General features: G+C 27.6%; 14 protein-coding genes. 2 read left to right on the top strand and 12 right to left on the bottom strand.

Annotated features, from left to right (window positions below):
* Positions 1 to 6: 6 nt before the first annotated feature.
* The 4 genes from T483_RS0112855 to T483_RS0112835 form a co-directional block, all read right to left on the bottom strand.
* Complete coding sequence (locus tag T483_RS0112855) at positions 7 to 276, bottom strand: ACT domain-containing protein (protein WP_012058567.1); 270 nt, start codon at positions 274 to 276, stop codon at positions 7 to 9.
* Between the two features lie 212 nt (positions 277 to 488).
* On the bottom strand, positions 489 to 1,403 hold the full coding sequence (locus T483_RS0112850) for a polysaccharide deacetylase family protein (RefSeq protein ID WP_026887221.1): 915 nt from the start codon (positions 1,401 to 1,403) through the stop codon (positions 489 to 491).
* A 474-nt stretch (positions 1,404 to 1,877) separates the two neighbouring features.
* A complete protein-coding gene (locus T483_RS0112840) occupies positions 1,878 to 2,180 on the bottom strand; it encodes a hypothetical protein (protein ID WP_026887220.1) in 303 nt (100 codons plus the stop codon).
* Positions 2,181 to 2,392: 212 nt separating this feature from the next.
* Entirely contained in the window at positions 2,393 to 2,899 is a 507-nt protein-coding gene (locus T483_RS0112835) for a hypothetical protein (RefSeq protein WP_026887219.1), read from the bottom strand.
* A gap of 215 nt (positions 2,900 to 3,114) precedes the next feature.
* Between T483_RS0112835 and T483_RS0112830 the strand changes: the two genes are divergently transcribed.
* Positions 3,115 to 5,091, top strand: coding sequence for a glycosyltransferase (locus T483_RS0112830; RefSeq protein WP_026887218.1), 1,977 nt, complete (start codon positions 3,115 to 3,117; stop codon positions 5,089 to 5,091).
* A 76-nt stretch (positions 5,092 to 5,167) separates the two neighbouring features.
* On the opposite strand, the gene T483_RS0112825 is transcribed toward T483_RS0112830, so the two are convergent.
* From T483_RS0112825 to T483_RS0112795, 7 genes are all read right to left on the bottom strand, one after another.
* Positions 5,168 to 5,398, bottom strand: coding sequence for a hypothetical protein (locus T483_RS0112825; protein ID WP_026887217.1), 231 nt, complete (start codon positions 5,396 to 5,398; stop codon positions 5,168 to 5,170).
* Positions 5,399 to 5,561: 163 nt separating this feature from the next.
* Positions 5,562 to 5,768: an alpha/beta-type small acid-soluble spore protein gene (locus T483_RS0112820; protein ID WP_026887216.1), complete on the bottom strand. Its 207-nt coding sequence runs from the start codon at positions 5,766 to 5,768 to the stop codon at positions 5,562 to 5,564.
* 202 nt (positions 5,769 to 5,970) lie between these two features.
* Positions 5,971 to 6,156, bottom strand: a complete 186-nt coding sequence (locus tag T483_RS0112815) for a hypothetical protein (protein ID WP_026887215.1) — start codon at positions 6,154 to 6,156, stop codon at positions 5,971 to 5,973.
* A 213-nt stretch (positions 6,157 to 6,369) separates the two neighbouring features.
* Complete coding sequence (locus T483_RS0112810) at positions 6,370 to 6,600, bottom strand: hypothetical protein (RefSeq protein WP_026887214.1); 231 nt, start codon at positions 6,598 to 6,600, stop codon at positions 6,370 to 6,372.
* A 477-nt stretch (positions 6,601 to 7,077) separates the two neighbouring features.
* On the bottom strand, positions 7,078 to 7,251 hold the full coding sequence (locus T483_RS31605) for a hypothetical protein (RefSeq protein WP_196244874.1): 174 nt from the start codon (positions 7,249 to 7,251) through the stop codon (positions 7,078 to 7,080).
* 473 nt (positions 7,252 to 7,724) lie between these two features.
* Entirely contained in the window at positions 7,725 to 7,955 is a 231-nt protein-coding gene (locus T483_RS0112800) for a hypothetical protein (RefSeq protein WP_026887213.1), read from the bottom strand.
* Between the two features lie 196 nt (positions 7,956 to 8,151).
* On the bottom strand, positions 8,152 to 8,604 hold the full coding sequence (locus tag T483_RS0112795; protein WP_026887212.1) for an Lrp/AsnC family transcriptional regulator: 453 nt from the start codon (positions 8,602 to 8,604) through the stop codon (positions 8,152 to 8,154).
* An 888-nt stretch (positions 8,605 to 9,492) separates the two neighbouring features.
* On the opposite strand from T483_RS0112795, the gene T483_RS0112790 reads away from it, so the two are divergent.
* The gene (locus tag T483_RS0112790) at positions 9,493 to 10,923 is read left to right on the top strand and encodes an aspartate ammonia-lyase (protein WP_026887211.1); all 1,431 of its coding nucleotides are present in this window, start codon (positions 9,493 to 9,495) and stop codon (positions 10,921 to 10,923) included.
* Between the two features lie 146 nt (positions 10,924 to 11,069).
* Here the strand turns inward: T483_RS0112790 and T483_RS0112785 are convergent, their stop codons facing one another.
* Positions 11,070 to 11,699, bottom strand: coding sequence for a DUF6304 family protein (locus T483_RS0112785; RefSeq protein WP_026887210.1), 630 nt, complete (start codon positions 11,697 to 11,699; stop codon positions 11,070 to 11,072).
* Positions 11,700 to 11,786 lie beyond the last annotated feature (87 nt).

Here is an 11,786-nt window from a genome sequence, read left to right as displayed (position 1 = left end):
CTCCTATTATAGTGAATGCATTGACTTAAATATTTCTTCTCTTTGAATCTTTACTTCTACCCCAAGTCTTTCACCCTCTGCTGTAAGTCCTGCACGAACTTCCTCAAAAGTCGCATTCATATCTTTGCAGTCTAATACCATTATCATAGTAAAAAAACCTTGCATTATAGTTTGATTAACATCTAATATATTGATACTATATTCTAACATTTTCTGACTAACCCCTGCTATAATACCAACTTTGTCCTGCCCAATTACTGTTAATATTGCTTTCATGCTTATCTACTCCATTCATAAGTTATTTTTAAGATCCTTATTAAAAATATTATCCAATTCTAATCGAATTGGATAATATCTAATAAGCATCTTTATTGCTCTCTTTATTCTATAATTTATATTATATTTTGTCAATTTTAAGAGAACGTTTTGTAAATATTTTTTCTTTTCGTTCGGATTTTAATTAATCTTATTCAAAAGAAAATCTCATCTTACTTTTTCAAGTTTTTTAATACCTTTAGAATGTCTTTAGGCTTATATGTATAATCTACACATATTCTATTTAGCTCTGCAGAATTATCATCTCTGTCAGCGTATCCCCTTTCAGTGGTAAATCCCATTGAATAACCAACTTCACTAAAAGCTTTCTTAGTATCATCATTATATTTTCCTTCTGGATAAGCAATCGAAATTATAGGCTTATTAATTAAACTTTCTAATTTTTCCTTAGAATTTTTTAGTTCTTTTAATTGATCTTCATATGACATAGTCGGAAGATCAATATGAGAAACTGTGTGAGATTCTATATCAATTATTCCACTACTACTCAACTCTTTAACTTGGTCAGTAGTTAAATATCCATCTCTATCTAAATAACTTTGTATAACAAAAATTGTTGCATTCATATTAAACTCTTTTAAGACTGGAAATACATTAGTATAATTATCTCTATATCCATCATCAAAGGTTAGAACAACACTTTTTTCCGGAATAGCCTTCCCCTTAGAAAGATAGTCGTTAAGCTGAGTCATTGTTAATGTCGTATATCCATTATCTTTAATAGCTTGAAGTTGTACTCTAAATTTATCCTTTGAAATAATAATAGGGCTTTTTACTGAAGGATCGTCATTTATAGAATGAAAACAAATTACCGGCACGCCTCTATTATCATTTATTAGCGGAACTTCCCCAAACTCTTTTTTCTCATCCTCTGAAGGGTTTTCGATAACATCTTTTTTATCACTATTTTGACTAGTAGCCATATTAGCAAAAGAATTTATTCCTTTATTAATCCCAATAAAAGCAATTATCCCAATCACCACTAAAAGTGATACTATTTTAACTAATTTTATAAAATTACTTCTCCCGCTATTATTAAATCTTTTCCTATTCTTTTTTTCTTTCATAATATATCTCCTTATAGTATAAAGCATAAATTTATCTTAAACTTTATTTTTTATAGTTACAAATTTAATTTTACTCATATATATAATTTTTTTCATATTTATCCTATATGTATCACAAAGTTCACCCACTATCTACTTGCAACCCCCTATATTTTCAATATATCTCACAGAAATTACAATTCATCGATAAAAATTCATATAAATTATAACACACAAGGCAACATTTATAAAATATGTATATATTAAACCCTGAAATATATTATTATTTGATAATTTAAATCTAGCCATAGTAATCTAAAAATATATGTTGCAATAATAAATTTACACCTAATATTCTAGTAAGCAGATCATTCACTTGAGAATGACCTGAAGAGATTCAATTGCGACATATATTTAATTCTTTATATAACACAACAAAAAATCAAGGTGAAACAGTAAATATAATTATAAAAATTTACTATCTCACCTTAATTCTTACTTGTCATTATTTTTAGCATTTAATTTCGTAGTACTTAAATGTTCAGCTGATATTCGTTCTGTATTCTTAGATTTTTTATAGTCATTTGAAAAATATATTACTAAACTCTCATCGTTACTTTCTGCGTTAACTTGATATGCTACATTTTGTACATAACCATGGATGAAATCATCTTTGCTAAAAAACAAATTGATCTCTGTTCCTACTTTGGTAATGACATTTATTATATCTTTCAAATCATTAGAATCTTTTGTAAATACAATATCATCACTTTCTACAAGACAAAACTCAACTTTCATAGCTTCCACCCCTTTCTGTTACTAAAATTATATAAATTAAGAATCGTTATTTCAATATCTAAAATCTAGTGATTAAACTTATAAATAACAATTAGCTTATAAAAATAATATTATGCTCCCTTATACATTCTATAAATTAATATTTATATATATTCTAAAAATCTCAATGAAACATCTTAATTTAAAATATCAGTTGTGCAGCCAAAATGATTTTAAACTAATGCTCTAGACATACTAACTAAAGCTTTAGTTGAATACTTTCTATTAAACTCACTCACTCTAATATTAAATCCACTATATGGCATACTCTTCTGCTCTAAAACGTCATCTCTTAACATTTTAGATAATCTAATATCAAGTTCAACTTGTCTAGCATCTTCTAAAACGCCTGTTCCCGAATCAATGATATATATATTAAGCGAAAATCCTTCAGTTTCTGTAACTTCTTTCAATTGAACAGAATTTTTACACATATGTATAGAATACGGAACTTCTATCCATTGGTGATTGCCGAACTTAAATAGCATAATAATCACATTATCTTCTTTGAAATATCCGTATTTCAAATCACCTTTTATAATAGCTTGTCTAGATTCTTCTGTAAATTTTGTAGTATAAATTAATAAATTACATCCATTTTGGTTTATATCAAAATTTATTCCCTCTGGATATCTTGTTATACCATTCTTAAATGGTTTCCCTACCTCAAATAATTCCACAAAATTCGCCCTCCTTTTTTATATGTATTTAATTATACTTTATTTTCTTCAAAAAATCAAAAGAAGGAATTAGTATTACACCTAAGTATTTTTCCTCCACTCAATCCATAAGTTAACTTAATTACGTAATTCACAAAACTATGTTACTTTTCATATATTAGTAGGAAAGTGAAATTCTGTTGCCTTGACATATAATCTAATAAGAAGGTGAACTAATGAAAAAATTATTGTTTATAACTTGGAATATAACTTCTGGCTACGGAACAGAAAAATCTTTAGCAGATGTTTTAAATCTATTAGATAAATATAAATATGATATAAGCATCTTACCATTATTTAAAACCTCCGACGTCCATGTCTACAATAGTAATATTAAAATACTAGATGCGCTTATTGATTCTACAAAGGAGGGCTATAATGAAAAAGAGTCCCTTGATTACTATTATAAGTTACTTGTGTCTCCATTACTTTTCAATAAACTAATTAATGAAAAATATGATTGTGTCATTGCTTGTAATCACAGTGCTCCCTCTTACTTTGCCTCATATTTAAATTGTACAACAAAAATAATTTGGATTAGAGGTGATATGCGTGAGCTTGACTATAGTTGGCTTAACAAAGATTCAAAAGAATATTTACAAATAAAACAAGAGCATGAAATGCAAGCTTCAGTTTTAAAGCGATTTGATTCTATAGTAGTAATTTCAGATGTAGTAGAGAAATCTTTGTCTGAGCTTTTTGGAATAACAGAAAATGTTGTCAAAATTTCAAACTCTGTTAATCAAGAAAAAATCCAGATTTTAAGTAATGAAAAGATTAATATACCTGATAAAATGCTCTTTACATCTGTTGCTAGACTTGACTTCAACAAAAATCAAATGTTGCTGCTAAAAGCTGCCAAAGAGCTTAAACTGTATCGCGATGACTTTATGATTTATCTTTTGGGCGATGGTAATTACAAATCAGTTCTCCAAAAATATATAGAAGACAATGAACTCACAACGAATGTTAAAATTTTGGGATATGTGGAAAATCCATATCCTTATATAAAAAACTCAACAGCAACAATATTAACTTCTCTTAGTGAAGGTTTTTCTCTTGCTTTAGTTGAAAGCGTACTATTAAATACTCCTATTATTTCAACGGATGTTGGTGTAGCAAAAGAACTAATAGAAAAATACAACTGTGGTAATATAATTAACTTTGATGAAAAAGAACTATTTGGAATTTTATTTTGGTATTTGGACAATCCCTACAGATACAATGGTGTCTTTAATATTGGCGATGAGTATGATCTTATGACAGAAGTTAAGAAAACTGAATTAATAATCGATAACACCATACAAAAAACAAGTAATACAAAGTATATAAAACTTCCATATCCAGAGATCACAATAGATTATTCTGAGCTAAATGAACTTAAAATACCAACTGATTATATATATGTACTCAGAATTATCAAAAATGGCATTCCTTATGAATATCTAATAAACAGAAAAAGCGGAAATGATAAACTTATTGTTTTTAACAATGGTGCTGTCGCTGGTGGTAATGTTGATGTACCAATTTTCCAAAGGCATAGTTGGTCACACATGTTAAAAACATCTTCCATCTTTTGTATGGATCCCACACTTTACGTAAATGGATATTTACAAGTTGCTTGGGGCGTTGGAAAAAACAAAAATTATTATCTCGAAAACAGCAGCTTAATATTAAAACAACTTATTGAAAAAATGAAGATTCAACTCAAAAATACAGTTATTTATGGCACATCAGCAGGTGGTTATCTTTCAGTAATTATGGGAATATATCTTAGAGGATCATCAGTAGTTGTCGATAACTCACAATTTGACATTTCCAATTGGATTGTTAAGGAAGCATTTGAAACTGTTGTATCACTTTGCTTTGATGATGATAAACCTTTCATAAAATACAAAGAGCGATTTAATGTAGTAGATGCCTTTGAAAGGAACAATTATGTGCCTAAATTATATATCCATGCTAATTTATGCTCTCATGCAGATAATTCAACCCAAATTGTACCACTGTTAGAAAGAATGGAACGTATGAAGGATATTAGCGACTTTAATAATATTAAAATAATTTTACGCTATGAGCCAGAAAAAGGACATGATGGATTAAATGTTCAAGATATTATAAAATTTTTATATAAAGTTTTAGAAGATGCTTGATCTTGATCATAAACAGTAAATAAGCAAAGAAAATGTAATATTATCTAATTTTCTTCGCTTATTTTTCATTATAAAATTAAACTATATCGTTTTCTTTTAAGTAATACTTTCCTTGTCTCCAAACTATTATGCCGCTATTCACCATTTGATTTAGTGCTCCAACTAAAAAAATATTTATTTTAGTTAGGCTTCCATTTTTGAAATATACCTCTGGTTGAAATTTCTTATTAGTGTGTATTTCTTCAAACGTCAAACCATCATTTTTATTTTTAAACATTGTTAATATCTCTTTTTTACCATCTAACATAAATCTCCCTCCTCTATATATAATTAAATATATATAATCAAACAAAATATATAACCAGTTATATAAAAAAGAGGAAATTATTTTTTAAGAGTTAACAGAAAATATACTTTATATTAAAAAAGGCATTCATATTTCTATGAATGCCTTTTTATATAGTTATTTTTTATAACCCTTGTTCGTAGCTTTCTATCATTCTTTTTACCATTTCTCCACCAACGCTACCATTTTGTCTTGAAGATAGGTTCCCTTTATCGATGCTCTCGTAGTTTTGTAGCCCAATTTCTGATGCAACCTCAGTTTTTAATCTGTTTAAACCTTGCTTTGCTTCAGGTACTAATGTTCTGTTTCTTCCACTATTATTTGATGCCATTTGAATCTACCTCCTTTTATTTTAATTTTGTTTGGCAGTAATATATTAACCAATAGCACAAAATATAATCTATAAAAATATTAACAAAAGTAGTATTGATAGCTTGTATTAGCTAATATTAGTACATGTCTCTTAGTAGCTTTACTTATATGTTATTCATTGATATATTTTTTCTTAAAACAGCGACATTCTTATTAATATTTCATTTATTACTTAATGTTTTTATTATAAACTCATTCAATATTTCATCAAATTTCTGTTCAATTTTTTTATTCCTGTCTATATGTGCTTTATAACCTCTAACTACCTTAAGAGCTACACCTATAACTATGAATAACAAAAAGAAATTAATTAGTAGTAAAATTAGTAAATTATAGTCAAATTTCATATTGCCCTCCATAACGCATCCATATATTAGTCCTATAATATTATCAGACAATATAAATGTATATGACCAACATTTAATTATATTCCTAACTAGTATATATTTTCTTCTAATTTATTTAATATTGGCATCAAATAACTCCATCGCTTTACTTCTATTTAATTAAAAAGGTACTACAATAAAACGTAGCACCTTACATCAAATTATCCGTTATTTCTAACAGCCTTCAACATTATACAGATTGTATTTCTCATCGTCCTTTTTATAATAATCACAATTAACTTTTCCACTACAATAAGCAGATGTGCAGATCATAATTTCTTTTATGGCTTCTCTAGTAGCTTCCATTGCCTTTCTCTTATAAAAACAGTTCGATTCGTTCTTGCACCATGAACAACTTTCATCATTATACTCTTTTACTAAATCTTTAAGCTCATCTTTAACCATTTCAAACCTCTCCCTTATTTTAGATTATTAATTTTATAAAGGTTATATTAAATTTCCTTTTTTCTAGTTTTATAACCCATCTTTTCATCTCAACTTCAACACGACTATGATTATTGAACTTGTAAATTATTTCGGATATCCTACCCTATGTTTATATGTATCCACATTAATATATTTATGAAAATTTCTAATACTTATGTCTATATCTTTTATTTGCCATTCTAATACTTTCATTTTTCTTTTCGTACTTTAGATATCTTTCTTATATTTAAAGTATCTACATCTGTAGAAAATTGTCCAATTAACTAAGCACTAGTAATGAATATAGTCTCTATAGCTCAACTAGTTACTTTATATAACAAAACTAATTCTATTTTGTTTTCTATGCGTATTAACTGAATATAATAAACAAATTAACACCAAAAATGCTAGAGGATGGCAAGCACTATTCATATAACTTACTCTCCTCTAGCATTCTTATTGAACTCGTAAAAATTCCTCATAAGTTTCTATATTATCTTTTCTATTTGTATCCTTTATCCATTTATCATACTTTAAAATGGACTTTTCCACTGTTTCTAATCTTAATTTGTCCTTATTTTTTCTTGTAAATTCTGCATAATATATGTTTATTTTAATTATATTCCCCATGCACCTCATCCCCTTTAATATTTTATAGAATACAATTAAGTTGTTAAAATTTGTGTAGCAAATTCTAAAGAAAAAATTTAAATTAAGTATTTAATTTTATAAACATTTCATTCCTTATATTGTAAATGTTATCATAATATTCAAACTTTAAAAATACCTTTTACTCTAAACGTACAAATATGACTATAAAACAACAATATTTTTGCATTAAATCTTTATAATTTCCTAGAGAATAACAAAAAGCACCTAAACCTCTAGGTGCTTAATTACTTGATATTAAGTAATGGAAAATACCATATTAATTTATTTTTTTACTGTTCTAGATATTTAAAATATTGCTGATATCTTAGTGTCTTTTAAATTTATTTGTTATGAATGGACTTGATGATTTATGTTAATGCGTTTATAATATATTTTTCATACAGCATATATGTAAACCCTCTTATTGGGAGGGTTAGTATGCACTTTTGTTTCTATTCCCACTCAATAGTTAATATCTCAAGCTCTCCTTCTTTAAGAGAAACTTTATATCCATCAGTAATCAGCCATGTAGCCAAATCTGTAACCATGTTTTTTCTCAGCTCATCTCGCTTACTTATGGCAAAGACGGCTGAGATTTTATTAACACCCGATTTTTTACCTTGCTCAATGTTTCTCAATATTATATTCTTATTTTCGTTTAACTTTTCTTCATATTCACTCACAATATTCCCCTCCAACTATACATATATATAACTCCAAATTAATCTCTTATTGAAACTTTCCTTGACATATATTTATACTATTATATTTCTATGATATAACTCTCCAGATTATTCTATATTTTATGTTGTAATTATAAAAACTGTTCTAAATATAAATTGCGTTTATATTTAGAACAGTTTTCTTGCCTTCTTAAGTCTATTTATCACCAATTTCTGATGTTACATCTATTCCCCTATGTTCAACTGCTGTAGAGAAAACTATTTGAGTTTCTGTATTTCCAAACTTTTGTAATTCTCCAATAAAAGCATCCAATTCTAAAGTTGTGTGATAAGCAACCTTTATTAACATCGAATACTTACCCGTTACACAATTACACTCAAGTACATTTGGGCAATTTGATATGAAAGGATAAAATTCAGTTTTTTGTTTAGGAGTCATTTCCAAATTAATAAATGCCTTAATATTATATCCTAACTTTAATGGGGCAACATGTGCAGAATATCCTGTAATTACACCTGCTTGTTCCAATTTTTCAATACGTGCTGATACTGCTGGGGTTGATAAAAATACTTCCTCTGCTAAATGCTTTAGTGGATACCTTGCATTTTTTTGTAAAAGTTCAATAATTTTAAAATCAATCTTGTCCATATATTATACCTCTATCTCCTTATGAATTAATTATAATAGCAAAATTAGAGAAGAACAAAATCTCAGGCGACTGTGGAGCCGGAGATTTTTTCACGCATCTGCCTTTTCGAACGAATGTGAGAAAAACTTGGCAGGCGAATAGATTTATTTTTATTCTTTCGATTCTTTTTAGTCCTACTTAAATAACCTGTTATATAAACTGTCCACAGATTTAACTTAATTATAATTTCTTAAAGAATAAAAAAACATATCAAATAATCCTAATAATTTCCGATTATTGATACGCCCCTTTGCGCTCTCTTATTAAATTTCCAACACTCTGTCCTTAGTGCATACTTATTTAAATTGCCTATTTGTTCTATTTATATTTTAAAGTGGTTATCAGAAATTTACAAGTACTTTTTGAGTTTTTGATTTAAAAAATTAACTTTATCTTATAATATCGATTGTCACTTCACTCATATACTTCAATTTTTTCCTTATTTATACTAACCCTTTATAATATTTCATTGTTTCTATACATTATTTCTTATCATTAAGTGAAATATTATCTCAAACTTTGATAGCATTACGAATTTTCATATATAATTCAAGACTTATATTCGTATTTTGTTCAAAATTTCAAACTTAATAAAATTAAGCATTTTTATATATCATATAATTTTATTTAAGTATATTATACTCATTTTTAGCTTTTATTCACAATTTCGCTTCTAATATTTACATTGATTTTAAAGCGTGATAATCTTCAGTCATAGAGATTAATAAAAAATAATGATAAATATATCTTAATTATAAATTTATCTTTTGTTATTAGAAATTATTTTAAGTAATGTATTAGTCTAAATATTTTAAATGATTTAAATTATGAAAGCGGGGAATTTTAAAATGAAAACACGTATGGAATCTGACTCAATAGGAAATATGGAGGTACCAGCCAGCGCTTATTACGGTATTCAATCATTAAGAGCAAAAAACAATTTTCCTATCACCCAAAGAAAATTAAATAAGGAATTTATAATAAGTCTTGCTGAAATAAAAAAAGCTGCTGCTATTACAAATAGAGATGCAAATTTCTTAACTTCAACTATTGCCAATGCTATAATAAATGCTTGTGATGAAATTATCTGCGGAAAATTACATGAAGAATTTATAGTAGATCCAATTCAGGGCGGTGCTGGTACTTCTGCTAACATGAACGCCAATGAAGTTATAGCCAATCGCGCAATTGAATTACTTGGAGAAATTAAAGGCAGCTATAATGTTGTACACCCAAATGATCACGTAAATATGGCTCAATCTACTAATGATGTATTTCCTACAGCAGGAAAACTCACAATTCTAAAAATACTTCCAAAAACTATTGCAGAACTCCAACGTTTATATAATACTCTTAAATTAAAATCTCTGGAATTTAATAATATAATTAAGATGGGACGTACTCAGCTTCAAGATGCAGTTCCAATTAGACTTGGTCAATCATTTAATGCTTTTGCATCAATGATAAAACGTGATATAGATCGCTTAAAAGAAGCAGAAAAAGATATGCTTACTCTAAATATAGGGGGCACAGCTATTGGTACTTCAATAAATGTAAGCCCTGAATATTTTCATAATATAACTCCTAATTTAAGAAAAGTTTGTGGTCTTAATGTTGCTCAATCAAATGATTTAATTGATGCAACTCAAAATCTCGACTGTTTTGTAAGTATCTCAGGACTTTTAAAAACATGTGCGGTAAATTTGTCTAAAATGGCAAATGATTTAAGATTACTATCAAGTGGCCCCAAAACAGGTTTCGCCGAAATCAACTTACCTTCAATGCAGAATGGTTCTTCTATAATGCCAGGCAAAGTAAACCCTGTTATTTTAGAAGTAGTCTCACAAGTTGCCTTTAACATTATAGGTAATGATTTAACAATAACAATGTCAGCCGAAGCCGGTCAATTAGAACTTAATGCTTTTGAACCTGTTCTATTCTATAAACTATTCGAATCACTAGAAACTCTTCAAAATGCTACTGCTACTTTAGTTGATAATTGTATTTTAGGTATTACTGCTAATGAAATAAGATGCAAAGAACTTTTAGACAATAGTGTTGGAATTGTAACAGCTCTTTGCCCTTACATTGGATACCAAAATTCTGCTGATATTGCAAAAGAATCATTGAAATCCGGAATTTCTATAAAGGAACTTGTTCTTGCTAAAGGAATATTAACTTCTGAAGAATTAGAACAAATTCTAGACCCAAATTTAATGACACAATTGAATTCCTCAATAACGCTAGAGTCAAAAGAGAAAATAAATCAAGCAATATAAATTTTTAACTCTTGGAATATTTTTTTAAATTCTGATTATACTATTAATGAACATGATCTTATAAATCGTGGTATTAACCAAAAAGAGATCGCACATTTTGTATGCGCCATCTCTTTTTTTATATTATTATATATAAATATAAATGATTAAATTTTACTCAAGCAATATTCATTGAATATATAAGTGATTGGATACTTTTTAAGTCCATCAAAAGCATCTTTATTTCTAAAATCAGATGATTCTAGGCAAACCCCTTTGCTAGAAGCACTTTCACTTTTTTCTTCAAGATTTCTAAAATAATAAAAATCATTTTCTTTATTGTTTTCAATAGAATACGCCCCAAGCATACATGAAAAATCACATTCCATAGCATATTCTTTAGGCAATTTTCTCTTCATTTTATATAATAATTCTTGTAAATTAAGTCCTTCAACCGTATAAGATTTTCCGCCTAAATTAAGTGAAAGCATATTATTATAAGAATTTCTCTGCCTCTTAATACATAATATAGATTCTCTCACACATTCCTCATTATCATATGTCAGTATCAATGGAATTCTTACATCCATAACATATTCTATTAATTCATCATCCTTTAAATGAAAAAGTCTTCCATACTCATTAGGATTCTTAGTATAAAAATCGAAATCAAAATGATCATCATAAAAGACGCAATCTCTTACTCTAAATTGAAGTCCTCCTTTTAGAAAGTATAGTTCTGCCTGCTCGCACCCAAAATTATCAGTATATACAGCAGAATATTTTACCTTGACCATATAATATTTAATGTCCTCCCCTATTTATTTTTCTCATCTCCCATTATATTTAAATGTGAAATTTAAATATAATTAAAAACCACCTTT

The organism is Clostridium beijerinckii HUN142 (genome assembly GCF_000621745.1).
Classification (GTDB): Bacteria; Bacillota; Clostridia; order Clostridiales; family Clostridiaceae; genus Clostridium; species Clostridium beijerinckii_A.
The sequence above is the reverse complement of the archived record's forward strand: the minus strand, read 5'-3'. Positions and strand labels throughout refer to the sequence as shown.

What these genes read in the sequence shown, in the direction of transcription:
- T483_RS0112830 (WP_026887218.1), top strand. Translation starts at nt 3,115, where the DNA reads ATGAAAAAATTATTGTTTATAACTTGGAATATAACTTCTGGCTACGGA.
- T483_RS0112815 (WP_026887215.1), bottom strand. Translation starts at nt 6,156, where the DNA reads ATGAAATTTGACTATAATTTACTAATTTTACTACTAATTAATTTCTTT.
- T483_RS0112790 (WP_026887211.1), top strand. Translation starts at nt 9,493, where the DNA reads ATGAAAACACGTATGGAATCTGACTCAATAGGAAATATGGAGGTACCA.
- T483_RS0112855 (WP_012058567.1), bottom strand. Translation starts at nt 276, where the DNA reads ATGAAAGCAATATTAACAGTAATTGGGCAGGACAAAGTTGGTATTATA.
- T483_RS0112810 (WP_026887214.1), bottom strand. Translation starts at nt 6,600, where the DNA reads ATGGTTAAAGATGAGCTTAAAGATTTAGTAAAAGAGTATAATGATGAA.
- T483_RS0112795 (WP_026887212.1), bottom strand. Translation starts at nt 8,604, where the DNA reads ATGGACAAGATTGATTTTAAAATTATTGAACTTTTACAAAAAAATGCA.
- T483_RS31605 (WP_196244874.1), bottom strand. Translation starts at nt 7,251, where the DNA reads ATGGGGAATATAATTAAAATAAACATATATTATGCAGAATTTACAAGA.
- T483_RS0112820 (WP_026887216.1), bottom strand. Translation starts at nt 5,768, where the DNA reads ATGGCATCAAATAATAGTGGAAGAAACAGAACATTAGTACCTGAAGCA.
- T483_RS0112825 (WP_026887217.1), bottom strand. Translation starts at nt 5,398, where the DNA reads ATGTTAGATGGTAAAAAAGAGATATTAACAATGTTTAAAAATAAAAAT.
- T483_RS0112850 (WP_026887221.1), bottom strand. Translation starts at nt 1,403, where the DNA reads ATGAAAGAAAAAAAGAATAGGAAAAGATTTAATAATAGCGGGAGAAGT.
- T483_RS0112785 (WP_026887210.1), bottom strand. Translation starts at nt 11,699, where the DNA reads ATGGTCAAGGTAAAATATTCTGCTGTATATACTGATAATTTTGGGTGC.
- T483_RS0112840 (WP_026887220.1), bottom strand. Translation starts at nt 2,180, where the DNA reads ATGAAAGTTGAGTTTTGTCTTGTAGAAAGTGATGATATTGTATTTACA.